Below are 20,952 nucleotides of genomic sequence, written 5' to 3'. Positions count from 1 at the left end.
TGATCGATGGCTGTCCGCCAGAACCCGCTTTCCGAATACAACCGCCGCCGCGATTTTTCCAAGACGGGTGAGCCCGTGGGCAAGACGGCACCGGCACGCAAGGGCCAGAAGCGTTTCCTGGTCCAGAAGCACGATGCAACCCGCCTGCATTACGATTTTCGCCTGGAGTGGGGCGGCGTTTTGAAGAGCTGGGCGGTGACCCGTGGACCGAGCCTCAATCCCGAAGACAAGCGGCTGGCGGTGCGCACAGAGGACCACCCCATGGCCTATGGCGATTTCGAAGGGACAATCCCGGAAAAGCAGTATGGCGGCGGCACCGTCATGTTGTGGGACACCGGCTGGTGGGAGCCCGACAACAATCCGGAAGAAGGGCTCCGGGAAGGGAAGTTGAAATTCCACCTGCACGGCGAGCGCATGCAAGGCGGCTGGACGCTGGTACGTATGCGACCGCGGCCTGGCGAGAAGCGCGAGAACTGGCTGCTGATCAAGGAAACCGACGACATCGCGTCCGACGACGGCGAAAGCCTGATCGAGGACAACACCATGAGCGTCTTTACCGGCCGCACCATGACCGAGATCGCCGTCGCAAAAGGCGAAAGCAAGAAACACGTCTGGCAGTCTGAAAAGAGCGCAGCCGCCAACGTCAAAGCCGGCGCCATCGCCGAGGAACCGCCGAGACCGAGGGCGCGCAAGCGACCAGGCAAACCGCCAGCCTTTCAAAAGCCGCAGCTTGCCACGCTGGTTTCGCAAGCACCCGATGGCGACGAATGGATGAACGAGGTGAAGTTCGACGGCTATCGCCTGCTGGTGGCCGTCGGCGGCGGCGAGGCCAGGTGCTACACCCGCACCGGCCTCGACTGGACCGAAAAGTTTCACGCCATTTCCAACACGCTGGGAGAGCTCGACTGCAACTCGGCTCTGCTGGACGGCGAGGCGGTAGCAGTCGCCAGCGACGGCTCGCCGTTCTCCGCCCTGCAGAAAGCCTTGAAACGCGGCGGCGACACCCGCTTCTACGCTTTCGACCTGTTGGAGCTGGATGGCCGCGACCTGCGCAAGAAACCGCTCATTGAACGAAAGCACGAGCTGAAAGCGTTGCTCGACTCGATCGGCCCGACCGGCACGGTGCAATACAGTGAGCATGTCCGTGGCAACGGTGCCAAGGTCTTTGCCGCAATGTGCAAATCCGGTCAGGAAGGCATCATCGCCAAACAGGCCGACGCTCCCTACCAGAACCGGCGCACGCGCAGCTGGCTGAAGATCAAATGCACGAAGCGCCAGGAATTCGTGATCGGCGGCTATTCACCGTCTTCGAAGAAGGGACGCGCCTTCGCCTCGTTGCTCGTCGGAACGTTCGAGGATGGCAAGCTTGTCTATCAGGGGCGGGTCGGCACCGGTTTCGACGAGGCGCGGATGGAAGAGCTTTCAGACGCCTTTGCCAAGCGTCGGCGCAAGACGGCTCCTTTCGCCGCCGTGCCGGATACGATCGCCTGCGACGCAATCTGGCTCACACCGGATCTGGTCGCCGAGGTCGACTTCGCCGAATTCACCGACGACGGACACATTCGCCATGGCGCCTTCGAAGGGCTGCGCCGCGACAAGGAGGCAAAGACCGTGACACTCGAAAGACCGAAGGCAGCGAAAGAGGACAAAGCGCGTGCCGAACACACACCAGACAGCGCCAAACGCGCTTCGGGCAAAGCCCAGCGTGCTCAGGGCACAACATCGCGCGCGGCGAACTCCGATGCGGACGATACCGTTCTCGGCATTCGCATCACGCATCCGGAGCGCGAGCTGTTCCAGGGTGAGCGCGTAACCAAGCTCGATCTCGCCCGCTACTACGCGGTCGTGGCGGAGAAGATGCTGCCCTTTGCCGGCGATCATCTTCTGTCGCTGATGCGCTGCCCGCAGGGTACGCGGGGCCAATGCTTCTACCAGAAACATGCCAGCGAAGGTTTCCCCGGCGAGATCCTTGAGACGCCCGTGAGAGAATCCTCCGGTGACACCGAGAACTACATGTATGTGCGCGATGCCAAGGGTCTTGTCGCGGCGGTTCAGATGGGAACGCTCGAATTCCACATCTGGGGATCGCCGGTCGACAAGCTGGAGACGCCGGACCGGCTGGTGTTCGACCTCGACCCCGACCCGAGCGTCGATTTTGCTGCAGTCAAGGATGCCGCGCTGAGCCTTCGCAACGCTCTTGATGACATTGGCCTGCAATCGGTGCCGATGGTAACCGGCGGCAAGGGTGTGCATGTCATCGTGCCGCTGTCACCGCGCGCCCCTTGGGAGGACGCCAAGCGCTTCGCCAAGGCCTTTGCCCAGGGGTTCGCCGACCGCGATCCGGACAATTTCATTGCCACCATGTCGAAGGAGAAGCGCAAGGGCCGGATCTTCATCGACTGGCTGAGGAACGAGCGCGGCGCCACCGCGATCGCCCCCTACTCCACCCGGGCCCGCTCCGGCGGGCCGGTGGCGACGCCCGTCAGCTGGAGCGAGCTTTCAGATCTCGATTCAGCCAACACTTTCCACATCGCGGATATCCTCGAACGCATCGAAAGCGGCGCGGAACCGTGGGCGGAGCTTGGCAGCACCAAGCAGTCGCTGACCAAGGAGATTCTAGGCGCACTGCCCGAATAGGTGCTCAGGCTGCAGCCGCTTGCCGCTGCTTCTCAATCCAGGAGCGAACCGCCTTGCCGATCGCATCCGGGTGATCCTCCTGCAGGTAATGGGCGCCGGCACCCAGTGTCACGAGGCGTCAATTCTTCAATTCCGCCGCCTAGCCTTCTGCCTCCGCCGGCGAAACAAAAAAACGCCCTTGGGAAAGGACGCTTTCATGCTCGAAAAAAGGGAGACCGGCCTAGCCTGCGCTTTGCCTGGCTCGCGTGAACTTGGTTGCCAGTGCCTCCGGCAGCCGGCGGGGGCGGCCCTGGCCGTTGATCACGGCGATGATCACCTTGGCGGCGATCAGCAGCTGCCCGTCGCGGCGGATCTCCTGCAGCAGCACCATCTTGGCGCCGCCGGCTTTCTCGGTGACCGTGCCGATCGTCAGGATATCGTCCATGCGCGCCGGCGCCTTGAAGTCGATCTCCATGCGATGAACCACGAAAACGAGGCCTTCGCTGTCCCCTTCGATCGCCAACGTCGCCTGCTCGACGCCGAGCAGCCGCAGGAAATCGGTGCGGGCGCGCTCCATGAAATGCAGGTAACGGGCGTGGTAGACGACGCCGGAAAAATCGGTGTCTTCGTAATAGACGCGCTGGACCAGTCGATGGCCGTCTTCGGTCAGTTCGCCAGCAAGCGAGATCAGGGACATGCTTCTCTCCGACAAGAATTTGCCAAATCCTGTGCAGGAACAAAAACGCATTTGCAAGCATTGCAGCTTTGTCACAAACCTATCCTACACATGACACAGCTTTCCTTCCTGATCAGGAGAACCGTGCATGAAGATTGCGATCCTCGGCGGTGATGGTTTCGTCGGCTGGCCAACGGCCCTTCATCTCTCCGACGCCGGCCACGACATCCATATCCTCGACAATCTCTCGCGCCGCTGGATCGACACGGAACTTGGTGTTCAGTCTCTGACGCCGATGGATTCGATCCAGGAGCGCACCCGCATCTGGCATGCCGAAACTGGCCGCCGCATCCATTTCAACCTGATCGATCTGGCCCGCGACTACGAGTTGCTCAAGAACTGGCTGGCGGACCATCGCCCGGACGCGATCGTGCATTTCGCCGAACAGCGCGCCGCCCCCTATTCGATGAAGAGCGACCGGCACAAGAACTACACCGTCAACAACAACGTCAATGCCACGCACAATCTGCTGAACGCGTTGGTCGAACTAGAGCTCGATGCGCACCTCGTCCATCTCGGCACCATGGGCGTCTATGGATATTCCACCGTCGGCGCGGCAATCCCCGAGGGCTATCTGCCTGTCGGCATCGAGACGATTTCAGGTCAAACCGTGCGCCAGGAGATCCTCTACCCCTCCAATCCCGGCTCGATCTACCATATGACCAAATGCCTGGATCAGTTGCTGTTCCAGTTCTACGCCAAGAACGATGGCCTGCGGATCACCGACCTGCATCAGGGCATCGTCTGGGGCACCCACACCGAGCAGACGCGACGCCACGCGCAGCTGATCAACCGCTTCGACTACGACGGCGACTACGGCACGGTGCTCAATCGTTTTCTCATCCAGGCGGCGATCGGCTATCCCCTGACCGTGCATGGCAGCGGCGGGCAGACGCGCGCCTTCATCCACATCCAGGATTCCGTGCGCTGCATCGAGCTGGCGCTGAAGAACCCGCCCGCCCGCGGCAGCCGCGTCGAGATCTTCAACCAGATGACGGAAACTCACCGAGTGCGCGATCTCGCCGAAATGATCGCTGCGATCTCGGGTTCACAGATCGCCTGGCTGCCCAACCCGCGCAAGGAAGCGGCAGAAAACGACCTCGTCGTGCACAACGAAAAATTCCTGTCGCTCGGCCTCAGCCCAACGCGCCTGAAGGACGGCCTGCTTTCCGAAATCGTCGATGTCGCCAAAAAATTCGCCTATCGCGTCGATCGCGCCCGCGTTCCGGCCGTCTCCGCCTGGACCAGGGATATCGCGGCCCGCATCAACCACGACCCTGAAGGCATGCGGCTGAAATCCGTTTCATGACATCACTCGACGACTCCTTGGAGGGGCTCAATCCCTCCTCGCCCGCCACTGCGAACCATGCGTTCGTGACGCTCGTCACCAACGAAGATTACGCGCTGGGCGCTCGCGCGCTCGCCCGCTCGATCCGCCGGACAGGCACACCTGCCGATATCGTCGTTCTCCACACCGGCGGTGTTGCAGCCGACGCTCTCGCACCGCTCTCTGCCTTCGGCTGCCGGCTTGTCGAGACTGAACTGCTGCCGCTCTCGGATGCCTTCAACGAACGTCACGCCCGTCGCAATGTCCACGACAAGGCGCCCTTCACCAAGGGGCGCAAGCCGGCGTTTCACTCACCACTCGACAATTTCTGCAAGCTGCGGCTCTGGCAGCTGACCGACTATCGCAGCTGCGTGTTCATCGACGCAGACGCGATCGTTCTCAAAAACATCGACCGGTTGTTTCGTTATCCGGAGTTTTCAGCCGCTCCAAACGTCTATGAAAGCCTTGCCGATTTTCACCGCATGAACTCCGGCGTCTTCGTTGCCGAGCCATCCGCCGCGACGTTCCGCGCCATGCTCCACAGGCTCGATGCGCCCGACGCCTTCTGGCCGCGCACCGACCAGACCTTTTTGCAGACCTTCTTCCCCGAATGGCACGGCCTGCCGGTGACGATGAACATGCTGCAATATGTCTGGTTCAACCTGCCCGAACTTTGGGACTGGTCGTCAATCTCCGTGCTGCACTACCAATATGAAAAGCCGTGGGAGAAGGATCATCCCCGCACCGAGCAGGTTCGCCCGTTGATCGACCTCTGGTTTGCCTATCTCACCGGCGAAGATATCCCCGACATCCCAACGCTCGCCAATCCGGCTCGATCATGACGCGCGTGCTCGTCTCAGGTGGTACCGGTTTCGTCGGGCGTTTCATCGTCGAGCATATGCTGGCGAGCGGATACGACGTGGTTGTTGGCGGCCGCAACCCGCCAGCTCCTGCCTTTTTTTCGAAACCCGTCGCCTTCGTTGCGCTGAAACTCGACCCGGATATCGACCAGAGTCCTGTCTTCCGCCACGTCGACCACTTCGTCCACGCCGCCTTCCAGCATGTCGAAGGTCGTTATCGTGGCGGCGAAGGCGGTGACCCGGAAGGGTTCCGTCGCAGCAACCTCGATGGCTCGGTCACCCTGTTTCGAACCGCGCGCGACCAGGGCATGAAGCGGTGCGTCTTCCTGTCGAGCCGCGCCGTCTACGGCAATCAGCCGGCTGGGGCAGAGCTCCTTGAAGAGACGCCGTGCCACCCTGACAGCCTCTATGGTGTGATCAAGCTGGAAGCCGAAAATGCACTCGCCAAGCTAAGTACGGACAGGTTCAAGGCGCTGAGCCTGCGTGTGACCGGCGTCTACGGAGCACCCGGCAGCGGCGGCGCGCACAAGTGGCAGCCGCTTTTCGATGATTATCTGTCGGGCCGCATGATCGCACCACGGGCCGGCACGGAAGTGCATGGGGACGACGTGGCCGCCGCCGTTCGCATTCTCCTCCATGCACCATTGGATCGCCTTCAGTGCGGAGTACTCAATGTCTCCGACGTCCTCGTCGACAACAGTGCCATTCTGGCAATGGTTCAGGATATGACCGGCTCCAGGCACGCCCTTCCGGGCCGAGCCGCCCTGACTGCGTTCAATGTCATGAATACTGAAAAGATCCGGGCACTTGGCTGGCAGCCGGGCGGGCTCAAGCGTTTGCAGACAACAGTCAAAAGTCTGCTCGCCTGACGGTCGCCTGTTCGCCACAGCCGTACCACCATAAACAGAAAGGCCCGGCGTCGTGTGCGACGCCGGGCCTTTCCTTTCGGCCACGGGTCAAATTCAGACCCGTGATCCCCCAAAATCAAGCAACCGAGGGCAGGCCCATCATCGGCTCGACCCGCGTTTTCATCTGCACTGCCGGCTTCTTGTCCGCCGGAAGCACGAAGAGAAGGCTATGCGAGATGACGATCGCCGCTGCGAGCAGCACGCCATAAGCCATCAGGATCACCGTCATCGGAACGACGAAGTTGAGCTGCGGCAATGCGCCGAGCATCAGCGGCACGTACCAGGAAGTCGCCGAGACAGCACCGGAGATGAGGAAGGTGCTACGCTGTTTGGTCGACATGCCTTCCATCAGCGAACGGCCGATCTGCATCTTCACCTTCGGCAGGATCACCGCATGGATGAAGGCGCCATTGACCGTCAGGATGGCGACAATGGTCATTTTCGCCCAGACCTTTTCATTGCCGAGTTTGATCGGTTCGAAAAAGCCGTAGTAGGCCAGGAAGCCGAAGCCGGTGACCCACAGCAGGATCAGGCCCCAATTGACGATCTTCGACCCGAAGTGGAACACCGCCCAGTGTTCCGGGGTCACTTTCCCCTTGATGAAGAACCGCACGATCATCAGATCGAGAACGGTAGCTGCGCCCAGTCCCAGCGCCAACCCTATGAAATGGAGTATGCGTAGACCCGTCTTGAGTGCGGCGACGGGATCGAGGCTCAGCGTATTGATCAGAAACATGAGACCCATTGAAAGTACCTTTTCGATATCGGCAGTATCACACGGGGATGGCGCCACCCCGAATGGCGCACCCTACAAAATTCCCTCAGACTGAATGAAATCGACGCTGAACTATAACCGCTTCTGTCTGTCCCTGGACGGCACGTGATACTGCAAATGCCCTTATTCGCCCGGCGTCTTGTTACTGGCGAAATCGGCTCAAAGCGCGGCACAGATGTGGCTAAAATAAGAATACAATAAAGTAGACATACGCCATACACAGATATTCAATCCCTGCCTTGGCGATATAGCTCGGTAATTGCGACAGTAACGGCGATCATCATCCTAACCGATGTCGATGGCAACGATCTCCGGCGGCGATCCGATTCGGATCGGCAAGTTCGAAAGCCCCAAGCCACCGGAGACGATCATGTGCCGGTCGCCCTCGAGGATATGTCCGTAGGCATAACGGTTGCCGTATCGCGACGGCACGAGCGGTGAATACCCCAGGAGCCTCACCTGCCCGCCATGGGTATGACCTGCGAGCGTCAGCGAAACACGCGCGGGCACGTCGACGAAGATATCAGGCTCGTGGGCCATGAGAATGATCGGCTCGTCGCCCTCGATACCCGCCAGCGTACCCGGCAGGTCATCCAGCCCGGGGATCATGCCGAAGCCATCCGGGGCCGGATAGCTGGGTTCGAGTTGATCGGCGAGACCCGCAAGCCAGAAGGATCGTCCGTCCTTTTCCAGGCGCAGTGCGCGATTGTCATAAACGGGAATCCCGACGCCGGCGAGCGCCCTGTGCGCCCGCGTTGGACCATGCCCCGCTCGGCTGGCAATCGGATCGTTGAGCCAATCGTGGTTGCCCATGATCGCATGGACGCCGAGCGGCGCCTTCAGCCGCGCCAATGCGTCGGCCCAGCGGGCGGGCTCGACGAAGCCGGTCAGGCGCAGGCTGCTCATATAGTCGCCGAGCAAAAGGATGATGTCACCGCCAAGCGCACTGGCCTGATCACAGATGCCGGCTATCCGGCTCACGGGCATCCACGGCTCGCAGGCGTGGATATCCGCCAGCACAACGAGCCTGAGCTTCAGTCCTGGTGGCCAATTGGCGGGTCGCAAGGCGTAGGACGTCACAAGCGGCCGCTGCAACGGCTCCACACCGACGGCATAGGCGCTGGTGCCGAACCCAGCCATCACCAGGCCGCCGAGAAGCTTGAGGAACCCGCGCCGCGCCAGCATGCACTCTTCCCTTCGATGGGTGGATTTCGAGCCGCCGGCCGCCATCATGGAAGCAGTGCAGGCAACGGAACGTGCTCACCGATCGTCGACGGTCGGCGCTTCCTTGCCGGATCATAGCGAGCACACGACGACGCCGAAATACGTCATTCGGCCACGCACCTAAGCCATGCGGCCGGGACCTCCTCAGCCGAGATCGATGACCAAGATCTCGGGAGGTACGCCGAAGCGGACCGGCGCAATCGAGCAGCCGAGCCCGCCGGAAACGATCAGGCTGCGATTTCCTTCGACGATATGCCCGTAGGCGTAGCGATCGCCGAAACGGGAGGGCACGACGGGAGCGTGGCCGAGAAAACGGACCTGCCCGCCGTGGGTATGGCCTGACAGCGTCAAGGCAACGCGCGAAGGAACCTTCGGAAAAATGTCCGGTTCATGCGCCAGCAGGATCACCGGCGCGTCGTCGTCGACCTGTGCCAAGGTGCCGTCGAGGTCGTCGAGGCCCTGCATGTATTTGCGCATCCACTTCTTGCCCGGCACAAGCGCAAGCTGATCTTCGAGCCCGGCGAGCCAGAAGCCCATGCCATCCTTTTCCAGGCGGATGGCGCGGTTGCTGTAGACATTGATGCCGACGTCGGCGAGCGCCTTGTGGCCGAAGGTGAGGCCGCCGCTGTTCTTCTGCGCGGTTCGGTCTTCCCACCAGTCGTGATTGCCCATGACCGCATGCACGCCGAGCGGCGCTTCAAGCGTCGCCAGCGCCTTCGACCATTCGCTGGAATGCACGTAGCGCGTCACGAGGTTCATGCCGGCGGCATAGTCGCCGAGAAGAACGGTGATATCGCCGCCGAGCGCATTGGCCTGGCGGCAGATCGAGGCGATGCGGTTGGCGGACATCCAGGGTTCGCAGGCATGGATGTCGGCCAGCGCCACCACCCGCAGCTTCAAGCCCGGCGTCCAGCCCGGCGGTGTCAGCGCATAGCGCGTCACGCTCAGCCGGGCGAGCGGTTCGATGGCAAAGGCGTAGCCGCCCAGTGCTGCCATGCTGGCGATGCCGCCGCCGAGAAACTTCAGGAGCCCGCGGCGGGTGATCATTCACTCGTCCTCGAGCGTCATGCGAAACTGGGCCGCCTCGACCTCTTTCGGCGGATTGAGACCAATGTGTTTCCAGGCATTGGCGGTCAAAACCCGGCCGCGCGGCGTGCGCTGGATAAAACCCTGCTGGATCAGATAGGGCTCGATGATGTCTTCGATCGCATCGCGCGGTTCGGAGAGACCGGCAGCGATGGTCTCGATGCCGACAGGCCCGCCGGCGAAATTCTGGGCGATCATGAAGAGATAGCGGCGGTCGAGCTGGTCGAGCCCCATATTGTCGACGAGCAGCCGCGTCAGCGCCTCGTCGGCGATTGTCTTCGTCACCGCCTCGGCCCGCGCGACTTCGGCAAAATCGCGCACGCGGCGCAGCAGCCGGCCGGCGATACGGGGCGTTCCGCGGGCGCGCCGCGCAATCTCGCGGGCGCCGTCGTCGGTCATGCCGAGCCCCATCAGCCGGGATCCGCGACGCACGATCGATTCCAGTTCCTCGACCGTGTAGAAATTGAGCCGTACCGGAATGCCGAAACGGTCGCGCAGCGGCGTCGTCAAGAGGCCGAGGCGCGTGGTTGCCGCCACCAGCGTGAACTTCGACAGGTCGATCTTCACCGAGCGCGCCGCCGGTCCCTCGCCGATGATGAGGTCGAGCTGGAAATCTTCCATCGCCGGATAGAGGATTTCCTCGACCGCCGGATTGAGCCGGTGAATTTCGTCTATGAAGAGAACATCGCGCTCTTCGAGGTTGGTGAGAAGCGCCGCAAGATCCCCAGCCTTGGCGATAACGGGTCCGGAGGTCGAGCGGAAGTTGACGCCCAGTTCCTTCGCCATGATCTGCGCCAGCGTCGTCTTGCCGAGGCCGGGAGGCCCGACGAACAGCACGTGATCGAGCGCCTCGCCGCGGTTCTTCGCCGCTTCGATGAAGATCTTCAGGTTGGCGCGCGCTTCCGCCTGGCCGGTAAATTCGTCCAGCGACTGCGGACGCATGGTCGCATCGAGATCTTCGCCGCGCTTGTCCGGCGTTATCAGGCGAGCGGCATCAGTCATCCATCCGTTCCAATCGATCGGGCATTCGTGCACATGGTGTCAAAGAATATGGCCGTTTTGCATCGGCGGGCCCGACAACGCAAGCCGTCATCGCGCCAATTCCTTGAGGCCCAGCCGGATCAGCCTGGCGCTGTCGGCATCCTCGCCGCCATTCTTCAGCGCCGCGGCAACCGCATTGGCGGCCTGGTCGCGCGAGTAGCCGAGATTGGTCAGCGCCGACACGGCGTCGGAAACCGGCGCAGAGGCGACGCCTTCGCCCAGTTCCTGCTTGAGGCCGATCGAGCCGGACATTTCGCCGGCAAAGGCCGGCGCCTTGTTTTTCAGTTCGGTGACGATGCGCACCGCCACCTTCGGGCCGACGCCCGGCGCGCGCGACACCGAGGTCTTGTCCTGCAGCGCGATCGCGTTTGCAAGCTCGCCCGGCGTCAGCGTCGACAGAAGGGCGAGCGCCACCTTGGAACCCACGCCTTGCACGCTCTGCAGCAAGCGGAACCACTCGCGCTCCAGCGCCGTCAGGAAGCCGAACAGCTTCAGCTGGTCCTCGCGCACATAGGTTTCGATAAACAGCACCGCCGCCTCTCCCGCCGAACCGAGCTTCGACAAGGTGCGCGCCGAACAATGGGCGACATAGCCGACGCCATGCACGTCGAGAACAACGTGATCCTCGCCGATTTCGTCGATGGTACCCTTCAATTTGCCGATCATGTGGCGTCGTCTCTCATGAATGGATTGCGGGATGGCCGGACCGACCATCGGAAATTAATGGCAGAAGCGCAACTACCCCATCAGGGCCGCGAGCCGGCTGGTCACCGACAGGCGGTTGTGCGCGTGGCAAATGGCGATCGCCAGCGCGTCGGCAGCATCGTTGCCCTTGAATTCGGCCTTCGGCATCAGAACCTTCAGCATCATGTGGATCTGCTGCTTTTCGCCATGGCCGACGCCAATGACGGCCTTCTTGACCGCGTTCGGTGCATATTCGGCAACCCGCAAGCCCGCGCGCGCCGGCACCAGCATGGCGATGCCACGCGCCTGGCCGAGCTTCAGCGTCGCCGTCGCGTCCTTGTTGACGAAGGTCTGCTCCACGGCCGCCTCGTGCGGCTGATAGCTGTGCACCACTTCGGCAAGGCCATCGTGCAACTGGCAGAGCCGCGAGGCGAGATCCATGTCGCCATCAGACGTGACCGTGCCGGATGCAACGAACCGCAGCGAATTGCCGAGCGTTTCGATGATGCCCCAGCCGGTACGGCGGAGGCCCGGATCGATGCCGATGATGCGAATCGTGGTCTGCATGAAATTCACCCTATGCTGCGTGCCCGGACGCTGCCAGCAAAAAGTGAACAAAACAAAAACATCCACATGAGGCGGGCGCGACCGCCGGAAATCTCGAGCGCCACTCTTGGATTGAGGAATTTTGACCTTACATAGGTCTTCAATCAATTTCGCTCAATAAAGGCCTTGCTCATGGCGTCGTTCTCCGTCCTCGATCTCTCCCCGATCACCGAAGGCGGCAGTGTCGCCCAGTCGCTGGAAAACTCCAGGCTGCTGGCGCAGGCGGCCGAAGAGAACGGCTACAAGCGTTTCTGGCTGGCCGAGCACCACGGCATGAAGGGCATCGCGAGTGCTGCGACCTCGATCGTCATCTCCCATGTGGCCGCCGGTACGAAGACGATCCGTGTCGGCTCCGGCGGCATCATGCTGCCGAACCATTCGCCGCTGGTGATCGCCGAACAGTTCGGAACGCTGGCCGCGCTCTATCCCGGCCGCATCGATCTTGGTCTCGGACGTGCACCCGGCACCGACATGCGCACCGCCCAGGCCCTTCGCCGCAACATGGAGGCGAGCGCCAACAATTTCCCCAACGACGTGGTCGAGCTGCAGGCGTTGCTCGGGCCCGTCGCCGACAACCAGGCGATCATCGCGGTTCCCGGCGCCGACACCAACGTGCCGATCTGGCTGCTCGGCTCCAGCCACTACAGCGCCCACCTTGCCGGCATGCTCGGCCTGCCCTTCGCCTTCGCCTCGCATTTCGCACCCGACATGCTGCTGTCGGCGCTCGAAATCTATCGCGAACGCTTCACGCCTTCGGAAACACTTTCCAAACCACATGTGATGGTCGGCGTCATGGGTGTGGCGGCGTCCACCGACGAGGAGGCGAACTACCTCTTTACCTCGATGCAGCAATCCTTCGTCGCCCTGCGCCGCAACGCCCGCGGCCGGTTCCCCGCACCCGTCGCGTCCATGGATGGGTTGTGGAGTTCGGATGAAAAGATCTTCGTCGATCACGCGATGTCCTATGCCATCGTCGGCGGCCCGGAAACGATCCGCCGGAAGATCGGGACATTCCTTGAGCAGACGAAGGCCGACGAACTGATCATCTCCATGCCGATCTTCGACATGGAGGCGCGGCTGAAATCGCTGCGACTTTTCGCCGAGGCGCAGCAGCAGCTTTCAAAGGCGGCCTAAGCATGTCGCGCAAAAGTGCGCAGCGGTTTTGCGATAACGACATGCGGAAAAACAACGTTTAAAGCGCAGTCAGCGAATCCTAGAGATCGCGACGCGCTTAGCCTCTCAGCCCTTCGCGGCGTGGAAGGCCGGCGGGATGTCGTCCATCCGGTCAAAGAAACGATCCGGCCCGAGCGATCTCAGAAACGCCGGGTCGGCGTAGCCCCAGCCGACGGCGCCGGCACAGATGCGCGCCTTGCGGGCGGCCTCGATATCGCGGGCTTCGTCGCCGATCGCAAGGATGCGCGACGGGGCGATGCCGGCAAACTTGACAACTTTCTTGAAATGCTGCGCCTTGCCGAACAACGTCGCGCCGCACTCAAAAAGGTCGACGGCAGCGGCGGTCTCGCCCAGCGCCATGCGAATGGCCGCTTCGCCATTGGAACTGACGACCGCGATACCGACGCCGGCCGACTTCAACCCGGTCAGCATGTCGGACACACCAGGGAATAGCTGGATCGCCTGTGCCCGCCCTGCCATTTCCTTGCGCATGAACGTTGCTATCTGCGGCAGCTTCCACATAGGCACGCCCATATGCGCGATGATCTCGCGGCTGCCCATGGCGCGCAGCCCCTTGAACTCCTCGACGGATAGCTGTCGGAAGCCGAAGCGTGCGGCGGCAAGGTTGCTCGCCGCCATGAACCACTCGGCGGTATCGGCGAGCGTGCCGTCAAAGTCGAAGATCGCGAACTCATACGTCATCGGTGACTTCCCATCGGCGATATCCAAAGAAAAACCCGCGCCCTGCGGGACACGGGTAAATCAAAACATCTACAGCGCCCGCGCTCCCTATCGGGTGCGCAAAGGTCGCTGTAGCAGTTTGCATTGCCGCATGTTTTTCTCCCTGAACCGGATAGGTGTTAAGGGAACATGCAGGACGAATAGATCCGGATCAGGCAGAAAGCTTCGCCATAACCTCGTCGGAAACTTCGAAGTTCGAATAGACGTTCTGGACGTCGTCGTCGTCTTCGAGGATGTCGATGAGCTTCATCAGCGACTGTGCCTTCTCCTCGTCCACCGGCACGGTGTTCTGGGCTTTCCAGATCGCATTGACGGTTTCGGCTTCGCCGAGCGTGTCTTCAAGAGCCTTGGAGACTTCGCCGATCGCTTCGAAGCCGCAGATGATCGTGTGGCCTTCCTCGTCGGTGGTTACATCGTCGGCACCGGCGTCGATGGCAGCTTCCATCACCTTGTCGGCGTCGCCGACCGAAAGCTTATAGGTGATCTCGCCGACACGATCGAACGAGAAGGAAACCGAGCCGGTTTCACCGAGCGCGCCGCCGGCCTTGGTGAAGGTCGAGCGGACGTTGGAGGCGGTGCGGTTGCGGTTGTCGGTCAGCGCTTCGACGATAACGGCGACGCCGCCCGGGCCGTAGCCTTCATAACGGACTTCTTCGTAGTTCTCCGCGTCGCCGCCGGAGGCCTTCTTGATCGCCCGCTCGATGTTGTCCTTCGGCATCGACTGTGCCTTGGCGTTTTGGATCGCCAGACGCAGGCGCGCGTTCATTACCGGATCGGGCATGCCGGTCTTGGCGGCAACCGTGATTTCGCGCGCGAGCTTGGAAAACATTTTCGAGCGCACCGCATCCTGACGGCCCTTGCGGTGCATGATGTTCTTGAACTGTGAATGGCCAGCCATGGCACCCTCTGCATGCATGAATTTGAATGGAATGGGGCGCCTTATAGTTTTATTGCCGCTTTCCGTCCAGCAGGGCGCGTTTCTTTTCAGTCGGCGGAGATGCGTCCACGGCTGAGAACGAAGGCATGACCGTCGTCGCGGCGGCAGGAAAGGCCCGTTCGTTCCGAGATGCAGGAAAACGGTCCGCCCGACCACGTCGCCCCGTATTCGAGAACCGGCGCGGCAGAACAGCAGCTGGGATCCCCGACCTCGCGATTGATCGTCGCGACACCCGACCGTCCAAGCGTTGCCCTGACGTAACGCGGCGCGATGATATCGCAGGACAATTCCGGCCCGCCGTCTTCAGGTTGATAGGTCGCCGTGCCGCCGGCGGGCGTAAAGATGCAGCCGATATTGCCGGATGGCATCACGAACTCTTCCTGCTCGGCAACCGGTATCGCCGTCGCTTGTGGTGTCGATTGGGGTGTGGCTTGCGGCTGCTGTGTATCGGGAGGCGGCAAGCGCGGTGGCGGCGCGCCGCCGGCCAGAGCCGTGTTTTCCAGGGCCATGATCGAAAGAGACACAAACGCAACGACGCCGACCACTGACAACTTCATTGGGCAATCCCGATGTTCAGACGCCCTGGAGAATATAAATCAGCGGTTTGCTTGGCAAGGAACGCAGCGAGACTTTGACGCTTGTCTCGGTCGCGAAGCTCTTGTCGAAATCGTCGCCGAACATGTCGAGGAAAGCATTGATCGGCGGACCGCGCCGGTGCATCGGCAGGATTAACGCTGCACGCAGCCGCGACACGACGCGGCTCATGCTTTCGGCCCCCATCGTCAAGCCACCGTCGACCGGCACCATCAAGACATCGAGCCTGCCGATCTGCCGGTAGTGGCTGTCGTCGAGTTCGTGATGCAGATGGCCGAGATGGCCGATGCACAGGCCCGCCACCTCGAAGATGAAGATGGAATTGCCATCATGCTCCATCGTCATGGCGCCGGAACGGATGTCCGTGGTGACGTTGCGGATATAAGCGTCGCCGACGACGACATCGTGCCGCGCCGGCTCGCCATCATCACCCCAGCCATGCAGCACCGTGCGGATCGCCGGATCCGGCGTCAATGTGTAGTGGCTGGAATGGGCCTTGTTCATCGTCGCCACGGTCGGCGGAGCCGACGGGCGGAACAAGCCATTGTAATCCGTGGCGATCGAAACACCGCCCGGCGTCTCGATCAGAAAGGTGGAGTGGCCGAGATAACTGATCGTCACCTCGCCAGCGGACGCTTGCGCTGTCGTGGCAGCAGCCGCCGTGAAGCGTGCGAAGGTCGCCTTGGGCAAGGTCTCGGCGATTGCCTGGCATTGGCTGACCTGCGCGGGCGCTGCCTGCGCATGCGCGACCGACGGCCAGAAGGCATGCAGAAGCCAGATGGCGGCAAAAGTGTAGGCAAGGTAGCGGAGCATCATCCTTCACCTTTCACACCTCGCACGCATGACCTGTGCCCAAACACATTCGACTTGGGTACAGGTCGTGCGGCCGTTCGACAGGACCCTCGGCGAACGCTTCTCGTAAACGCCGCCGTCACGGGCGAGAGGAGGATTGTTCAAGCGCGCCGTTACGTCCAGCGACAAAGGTGCGGGCGGCACTCACGTTTGCGTCATTGTGCCGCCATGACAGACGATGCCTGCCTTCCTGTTCACAACGAGACGCCCCGGCGTTGTCACCGGGGCGTTGGGTCTTTGACTTCCGTGCGTCCGCGTCACTCGGCCGGCGTCGGAGCCGGCTCGCCTGCCGCAGCCGGCTTGCGACGGCGCAACGAGCGAAGCGCAACGTAGAACACCGGCGTCAGGAACAGGCCGAGGAAGGTCACGCCCAGCATGCCGGAGAACACGGCCGTTCCGAGCGATTGGCGCATTTCGGCACCCGGGCCTGTGGCGATCATCAACGGCACCACGCCGAGAATGAAGGCGAAGGCCGTCATCAGGATCGGACGCAGGCGCAACTGGCTGGCCTCGACCGCCGCCTCGATCGGCGTCTTGCCCTCATCCTCACCCTGACGCGCGAACTCGACGATCAGGATCGCGTTCTTCGCCGCAAGCCCGATCAGCACGATCAACCCGATCTGGGTCAGCACGTTGTTGTCGAGCCCCCGCACGAACACGCCGATGAGTGCCGAAAGCACACCGAGCGGCACAATCAGGATGATCGCCAGCGGCAGGACCCAGCTTTCATACTGCGCCGCCAGCGCCAGGAACACGAAGACAACCGACAGCGCGAAGATGAAGACCGCGGTGTTGCCGGTCTGGCGTTCCTGGAAGGCAAGCTCCGTCCACTCGAAAGTGGTTCCCTGCGGCAAGATTTGGGCGGCGAGCGCCTCCATCTTGTCGAGAGCCGTGCCGGTAGAAACGCCGGGCGCCGGGTTGCCCTGTATCGGCACCGATACGTACATGTTGTAGCGCTGCACGAGAGCAGGACCCGCAGTGTCGCGGATTTCGACCAGCGTCCCCATCGGCACCAGGGCGCCGGTGGCAGAGCGGACCTTCAGCGCCAGGATGTCGTCACGCTCCAGACGGTATTGCTGGTCCGCCTGCGCCCGCACCTGGTAGACACGGCCGAAGGCGTTGAAGTCGTTGACATAGGATGTGCCGAGGTTGATCGACAGTGCCTCGAAGATATTCGGGATCGGCACGTTCAAGGTCCTCGCCTTGTCGCGGTCGATCGCCAGGAAGTATTGCGGGCTCGACGCCGAGAACGTGGTGAAGACCCCGGTCAGCCCCTCGGTCTGATTGGCGGCGCCCATCATCTGGTAGGCAAGCCCCAGCACCCGGCGCATGTCGGCGCTCTGTCGATCCATGATCTGCATCTTGAAGCCGCCGGAGTTGCCTATGCCGCGCACAGACGGCGGCGGCACCGCGATGATGAAGGCCTCCTGGATGCTCTGCAGGCTGCCATAAAGCTGACCGATGATCTGGTTGGCGCCCTGGCCGTGTTTCAAGCGCTCTTCGAAACTCTCGAAGGAGGCAAAGATCACGCCCGAATTGGAGGCGTTGGTGAAGGTCGCACCGTTGAAGCCGGCAAAGGCGACGGCGTTTTTCACGCCCGGCACGTCCTGGATGATCTTCGACGCGCGCTTGACCACCGCATCTGTACGATCGAGCGAAGCCCCATCCGGAAGCTGGATGACGACGATGGCGTAACCCTGGTCCATGGTCGGGACGAAGCCGCTCGGCACGATCTGCGCCATGTACCAGGTGGCGCCGAGCAGGCCGACGAAGACGATGAGCGCCGCAGCGAGCGCCGTTTTTGTCGAAACCAGCTTGCGCACGATCCAGGCATAGCCTTCGGCCATGCGGTCGAAACCATTGTTGAAGCCGTTGGCCAGCAAACGGCCAAACCGGGTGAGCGGGTTGCGGCTTTCGTGGTGATTGTTCTCGTGCGGTTTCAACAGGATCGCTGCAAGCGCCGGCGAGAGCGTCAGCGAATTGAAAGCAGAGATCACCGTCGCCACAGAAATCGTCACGGCGAACTGCAGGTAGAACTGGCCGGCAATACCGGGGATGAAGGCCGTTGGGATGAAGACGGCGGTCAACACCAGCGATATCGCGATGACCGCTGCTCCCACTTCATCCATGGTCACGTGCGAGGCCTCGCGCGGGGTCATGCCGCGCGCCAGGTTTCGCTCGACGTTCTCGACCACGACGATGGCATCGTCGACGACGATGCCGATCGCCAGCACCAGGCCGAACAATGTCAGCATGTTGAGCGAGAAACCGAAGGCATAGAGAAATGCGAAGGTACCGACCAGCGACACGGGGATCGCAACGATCGGGATGATCGCCGTGCGCCAGGATTGCAGGAAGACGAGAACCACGAGCGCCACGAGAATCGCGGCTTCGCCGATCGTCTTATAGACCTCGTTGATCGACTCGGAGATGAATTCGGTCGGATTGTAGACGATCCGGTACTCGAGACCGTCTGGAAAGTCCTTCGATACGTCCGTCATCACCTTCTGTATCGCGGCGGCCGCGTCGAGCGCATTGGTGCCCGGCCGCGAGAAGATGCCGAGCGCTACGGCCGGGCTGCCGTCCAGATAGCTGTTGTTGACGTATTCTCGGGCACCCAGTTCGATGCGCGCCACGTCCTGGAGTTGCACCAGGCGCCCGCTTTCCGTCGCCTTGACGATGACGTAGCGGAACTGCCGCGCATCGCTGAAGCGGCCGTCGGTGGTAACGGTATACTGGAACGCGCTGTCGCCCGGCGTTGGCGGAGCGCCGATCGATCCACCTGAGACCTGAACGTTCTGCTCGCGCAGCGCCTGCACGACGTCCCCGGCTGTCATTCCATAGGCCGAGAGCTTTTCCGGATCGAGCCAGACGCGCAGGGCATATTCGCGCTCGCCAAACAGGATGACGTCGCCGACGCCATCGAGACGAACCAGCAGATCTCGGATGCGGGTGCGGGCATAGTTCGACACGTAAAGCTGGTCGTAACGCTCATTCGGCGACAACAGATGCACGACCATCATCAGATCGGGCGAGCTTTTCGCCGTGGTGATGCCGATGCGCCGGACCTCTTCGGGCAGGCGCGGTTCGGCGATCGAGACGCGGTTCTGCACCAGAACCTGCGCCTGATCGAGGTCGGTTCCAAGCTTGAAGGTGATCGTCAGCGCCATCGAGCCGTCGGCGGTCGAATAGGAGGACATGTAGAGCATGTTCTCGACGCCGTTGATTTCCTGCTCCAGCGGCGTTGCCACGGTGTTGGCGATGGTCTCGGCATCGGCGCCCGGATAGGCGGCGCGCACGACAATCGTCGGCGGCGCGATTTCCGGATACTGCGCCACCGGCAGCTGGAAGTAGGCGATGCTACCGACGATCAACAACACGATCGAAAGCACCGATGCGAAGATCGGCCGGTCGACGAAGAAATGGGCAAATCTCATTGAGCGCTCCCCGCCGCTTGAGCTTCGGGAGGCAGTTCGATGATCTCGGGTTTCACCTTGGTGCCGGGCCGCGCCCGCATCAGGCCGTTGACGACGATGGTTTCGTCGCCGGTCATGCCGGAGCGGATGACGCGGTAACCATGCAGCTTCGGCCCAAGCCGCACCGGCTTGGTCGCAACGGTGCCGTCTTCACGCACCTCATAGACGATGCGCTCGTTCTGGTCGGCGCCAATCGCCTCATCTGGAATGAGCACCGCCTTGTAGGTGTTCGAGCCCTCGAGCTCGGCACGACCGAACAGGCCCGGCTGCAATATGTAATCGGGATTGTCGAAACGGGCGCGCACCCGCATCGTACCGCTTGCCTGGTCGAGCCGGTTCTCGGCAAAATCGAGCTTGCCCTTGAACGGCGCCTCGTTGGCATCGGCGATCGTGACCATGACCTCGAGCGAGCCGCCACCCTCCTGCAGCGCGCTGCCGCGTTGGCGCGCGACCCGCGCGTAGGACAGCAGGCGTCGCTCATCGACGTCGAAGTAAAAATCGATCGGATCGAGCGAAACGATCGTGGTCAACACGGTCTGATCCGCCTGGACGAGGTTGCCGGTCGAGATCAGCCGGCGATCGACGCGGCCGCTAAGCGGCGCGGTGATCGTCGTATAATCGAGATCGAGTTTCGCGCGCTCCATCGCGGCTTCCGCTCCGCGCACGGCGGCTTGTGCCGACAGCAATTCCCGACGGTGGTCGTCGAGGGTGGAAACAGAGAGCGTGCCGGTCCCCGTCAGGGATTCCGTGCGCTTGAACTGCGTCTCGGCAAAGGCGAGAGACGAACGGGTCGATTCGAGCGTCGCCTCCGCCTGCGACAGGGCCGTGCGATAGGGCCGCTGGTCGATGACGAAGAGCTTGTCGCCCTTCTTCACCAAGGCACCGTCGGTGAAGTTCACTTCGTCGAGATACCCGCCGACGCGGGCGCGGATGGCAACCTCGTCGACCGCTTCGAAGCGGCCGATGAACTCGTCGCTATCGATGACGTCGCGCACAACCGGCTTGGCGGCGGTGACGGTGGGAAGCTGCGCATCCTGCGCCGCCACGTTTGCCGCCGAGAAAAGGGAAATTGAAGCGCCGAAGATCATCGGCAAATGCCACTTTGAAAACATGCACGCTCTCCGAATGCACCGACAGCGCCGCGCTTCAAACACGGCGCGGAAAAGACGCTGTCACGCTTGAAACTCGCTGCACAATTGTCTCCGATCGACGCCGATCCAAGCAATTTGCAGTAAAATAGAGAACGCCCGGCACGGGACATTGGTCGTCCGAATACCCGCGGCGACATTTCAAACCCGCAATCCTGTGCTGCGGAT

Annotated in this window: 18 protein-coding genes; 5 read left to right on the top strand and 13 right to left on the bottom strand. The window is 62.1% G+C overall.

Annotation, left to right across the window (positions count from 1 at the left end; genetic code table 11):
- The first annotated feature begins 6 nt into the window (after positions 1–6).
- Entirely contained in the window at positions 7–2,637 is a 2,631-nt protein-coding gene (gene ligD / locus BLJAPNOD_RS06510) for a DNA ligase D (RefSeq protein WP_115419288.1), read from the top strand.
- Positions 2,638–2,857: 220 nt separating this feature from the next.
- Here the strand turns inward: ligD and ybgC are convergent, their stop codons facing one another.
- Positions 2,858–3,313, bottom strand: a complete 456-nt coding sequence (gene ybgC / locus BLJAPNOD_RS06505) for a tol-pal system-associated acyl-CoA thioesterase (protein ID WP_077500703.1) — start codon at positions 3,311–3,313, stop codon at positions 2,858–2,860.
- Between the two features lie 127 nt (positions 3,314–3,440).
- On the opposite strand from ybgC, the gene BLJAPNOD_RS06500 reads away from it, so the two are divergent.
- From BLJAPNOD_RS06500 to BLJAPNOD_RS06490, 3 genes are read left to right on the top strand one after another with little or no spacing between them, the layout of a single operon-like run.
- The gene (locus tag BLJAPNOD_RS06500) at positions 3,441–4,661 is read left to right on the top strand and encodes an NAD-dependent epimerase/dehydratase family protein (RefSeq protein WP_077500702.1); all 1,221 of its coding nucleotides are present in this window, start codon (positions 3,441–3,443) and stop codon (positions 4,659–4,661) included.
- Positions 4,658–5,521: a glycosyltransferase gene (locus BLJAPNOD_RS06495; RefSeq protein WP_115419287.1), complete on the top strand. Its 864-nt coding sequence runs from the start codon at positions 4,658–4,660 to the stop codon at positions 5,519–5,521. The genes BLJAPNOD_RS06500 and BLJAPNOD_RS06495 overlap by 4 nt, the downstream gene beginning before the upstream one ends.
- A complete protein-coding gene (locus BLJAPNOD_RS06490; protein ID WP_115419286.1) occupies positions 5,518–6,408 on the top strand; it encodes an NAD(P)-dependent oxidoreductase in 891 nt (296 codons plus the stop codon). Before BLJAPNOD_RS06495 ends, BLJAPNOD_RS06490 begins: the two co-directional genes overlap by 4 nt.
- A gap of 115 nt (positions 6,409–6,523) precedes the next feature.
- Here the strand turns inward: BLJAPNOD_RS06490 and BLJAPNOD_RS06485 are convergent, their stop codons facing one another.
- The 6 genes from BLJAPNOD_RS06485 to ruvC all read right to left on the bottom strand — a co-directional run bounded on the left by BLJAPNOD_RS06485 (position 6,524) and on the right by ruvC (position 11,824).
- Positions 6,524–7,192, bottom strand: coding sequence for a hypothetical protein (locus BLJAPNOD_RS06485; RefSeq protein WP_176354913.1), 669 nt, complete (start codon positions 7,190–7,192; stop codon positions 6,524–6,526).
- Positions 7,193–7,507: 315 nt separating this feature from the next.
- Positions 7,508–8,407, bottom strand: a complete 900-nt coding sequence (locus BLJAPNOD_RS06480; protein WP_115419285.1) for a metallophosphoesterase — start codon at positions 8,405–8,407, stop codon at positions 7,508–7,510.
- 183 nt (positions 8,408–8,590) lie between these two features.
- Positions 8,591–9,493 (bottom strand): metallophosphoesterase, encoded by a 903-nt coding sequence (locus BLJAPNOD_RS06475; protein ID WP_077500698.1) that lies wholly within the window; start codon positions 9,491–9,493, stop codon positions 8,591–8,593.
- Entirely contained in the window at positions 9,494–10,534 is a 1,041-nt protein-coding gene (gene ruvB / locus BLJAPNOD_RS06470) for a Holliday junction branch migration DNA helicase RuvB (RefSeq protein ID WP_115419284.1), read from the bottom strand.
- 87 nt (positions 10,535–10,621) lie between these two features.
- Positions 10,622–11,239, bottom strand: coding sequence for a Holliday junction branch migration protein RuvA (ruvA, locus tag BLJAPNOD_RS06465; RefSeq protein WP_077500696.1), 618 nt, complete (start codon positions 11,237–11,239; stop codon positions 10,622–10,624).
- Between the two features lie 72 nt (positions 11,240–11,311).
- The gene (ruvC, locus tag BLJAPNOD_RS06460) at positions 11,312–11,824 is read right to left on the bottom strand and encodes a crossover junction endodeoxyribonuclease RuvC (protein WP_053249697.1); all 513 of its coding nucleotides are present in this window, start codon (positions 11,822–11,824) and stop codon (positions 11,312–11,314) included.
- Positions 11,825–11,995: 171 nt separating this feature from the next.
- Here ruvC and BLJAPNOD_RS06455 point away from each other — a divergent pair, with 171 nt between their 5' ends.
- Positions 11,996–12,997 (top strand): LLM class flavin-dependent oxidoreductase, encoded by a 1,002-nt coding sequence (locus BLJAPNOD_RS06455; protein ID WP_115419283.1) that lies wholly within the window; start codon positions 11,996–11,998, stop codon positions 12,995–12,997.
- Between the two features lie 105 nt (positions 12,998–13,102).
- Here the strand turns inward: BLJAPNOD_RS06455 and BLJAPNOD_RS06450 are convergent, their stop codons facing one another.
- The 6 genes from BLJAPNOD_RS06450 to BLJAPNOD_RS06425 all read right to left on the bottom strand — a co-directional run bounded on the left by BLJAPNOD_RS06450 (position 13,103) and on the right by BLJAPNOD_RS06425 (position 20,748).
- Positions 13,103–13,738: an HAD hydrolase-like protein gene (locus BLJAPNOD_RS06450; RefSeq protein WP_115419282.1), complete on the bottom strand. Its 636-nt coding sequence runs from the start codon at positions 13,736–13,738 to the stop codon at positions 13,103–13,105.
- A 190-nt stretch (positions 13,739–13,928) separates the two neighbouring features.
- The gene (locus BLJAPNOD_RS06445) at positions 13,929–14,675 is read right to left on the bottom strand and encodes a YebC/PmpR family DNA-binding transcriptional regulator (RefSeq protein WP_077500693.1); all 747 of its coding nucleotides are present in this window, start codon (positions 14,673–14,675) and stop codon (positions 13,929–13,931) included.
- A gap of 86 nt (positions 14,676–14,761) precedes the next feature.
- Entirely contained in the window at positions 14,762–15,271 is a 510-nt protein-coding gene (locus tag BLJAPNOD_RS06440) for a DUF6636 domain-containing protein (RefSeq protein WP_115419281.1), read from the bottom strand.
- A 16-nt stretch (positions 15,272–15,287) separates the two neighbouring features.
- Positions 15,288–16,124, bottom strand: coding sequence for an MBL fold metallo-hydrolase (locus BLJAPNOD_RS06435; RefSeq protein WP_115419280.1), 837 nt, complete (start codon positions 16,122–16,124; stop codon positions 15,288–15,290).
- A gap of 293 nt (positions 16,125–16,417) precedes the next feature.
- Positions 16,418–19,597, bottom strand: coding sequence for a multidrug efflux RND transporter permease subunit (locus tag BLJAPNOD_RS06430; RefSeq protein ID WP_115419279.1), 3,180 nt, complete (start codon positions 19,595–19,597; stop codon positions 16,418–16,420).
- Positions 19,594–20,748, bottom strand: coding sequence for an efflux RND transporter periplasmic adaptor subunit (locus tag BLJAPNOD_RS06425; protein ID WP_115419278.1), 1,155 nt, complete (start codon positions 20,746–20,748; stop codon positions 19,594–19,596). Before BLJAPNOD_RS06425 ends, BLJAPNOD_RS06430 begins: the two co-directional genes overlap by 4 nt.
- Between the last annotated feature and the right edge of the window lie 204 nt (positions 20,749–20,952).

The sequence above is a fragment of the Ensifer sp. M14 genome (assembly GCF_003355565.1).
Taxonomy (GTDB): Bacteria; Pseudomonadota; Alphaproteobacteria; order Rhizobiales; family Rhizobiaceae; genus Ensifer.
Note: the sequence above shows the minus strand (reverse complement) of the source record. Positions and strands in the feature narration are given on the sequence as shown.

Excerpts from the sequence above, each read along its gene's own strand:
- ligD (WP_115419288.1), top strand. The coding sequence starts at position 7 with ATGGCTGTCCGCCAGAACCCGCTTTCCGAATACAACCGCCGCCGCGAT.
- ybgC (WP_077500703.1), bottom strand. The coding sequence starts at position 3,313 with ATGTCCCTGATCTCGCTTGCTGGCGAACTGACCGAAGACGGCCATCGA.
- BLJAPNOD_RS06500 (WP_077500702.1), top strand. The coding sequence starts at position 3,441 with ATGAAGATTGCGATCCTCGGCGGTGATGGTTTCGTCGGCTGGCCAACG.
- BLJAPNOD_RS06495 (WP_115419287.1), top strand. The coding sequence starts at position 4,658 with ATGACATCACTCGACGACTCCTTGGAGGGGCTCAATCCCTCCTCGCCC.
- BLJAPNOD_RS06490 (WP_115419286.1), top strand. The coding sequence starts at position 5,518 with ATGACGCGCGTGCTCGTCTCAGGTGGTACCGGTTTCGTCGGGCGTTTC.
- BLJAPNOD_RS06485 (WP_176354913.1), bottom strand. The coding sequence starts at position 7,192 with ATGGGTCTCATGTTTCTGATCAATACGCTGAGCCTCGATCCCGTCGCC.
- BLJAPNOD_RS06480 (WP_115419285.1), bottom strand. The coding sequence starts at position 8,407 with ATGCTGGCGCGGCGCGGGTTCCTCAAGCTTCTCGGCGGCCTGGTGATG.
- BLJAPNOD_RS06475 (WP_077500698.1), bottom strand. The coding sequence starts at position 9,493 with ATGATCACCCGCCGCGGGCTCCTGAAGTTTCTCGGCGGCGGCATCGCC.
- ruvB (WP_115419284.1), bottom strand. The coding sequence starts at position 10,534 with ATGACTGATGCCGCTCGCCTGATAACGCCGGACAAGCGCGGCGAAGAT.
- ruvA (WP_077500696.1), bottom strand. The coding sequence starts at position 11,239 with ATGATCGGCAAATTGAAGGGTACCATCGACGAAATCGGCGAGGATCAC.
- ruvC (WP_053249697.1), bottom strand. The coding sequence starts at position 11,824 with ATGCAGACCACGATTCGCATCATCGGCATCGATCCGGGCCTCCGCCGT.
- BLJAPNOD_RS06455 (WP_115419283.1), top strand. The coding sequence starts at position 11,996 with ATGGCGTCGTTCTCCGTCCTCGATCTCTCCCCGATCACCGAAGGCGGC.
- BLJAPNOD_RS06450 (WP_115419282.1), bottom strand. The coding sequence starts at position 13,738 with ATGACGTATGAGTTCGCGATCTTCGACTTTGACGGCACGCTCGCCGAT.
- BLJAPNOD_RS06445 (WP_077500693.1), bottom strand. The coding sequence starts at position 14,675 with ATGGCTGGCCATTCACAGTTCAAGAACATCATGCACCGCAAGGGCCGT.
- BLJAPNOD_RS06440 (WP_115419281.1), bottom strand. The coding sequence starts at position 15,271 with ATGAAGTTGTCAGTGGTCGGCGTCGTTGCGTTTGTGTCTCTTTCGATC.
- BLJAPNOD_RS06435 (WP_115419280.1), bottom strand. The coding sequence starts at position 16,124 with ATGATGCTCCGCTACCTTGCCTACACTTTTGCCGCCATCTGGCTTCTG.
- BLJAPNOD_RS06430 (WP_115419279.1), bottom strand. The coding sequence starts at position 19,597 with ATGAGATTTGCCCATTTCTTCGTCGACCGGCCGATCTTCGCATCGGTG.
- BLJAPNOD_RS06425 (WP_115419278.1), bottom strand. The coding sequence starts at position 20,748 with ATGTTTTCAAAGTGGCATTTGCCGATGATCTTCGGCGCTTCAATTTCC.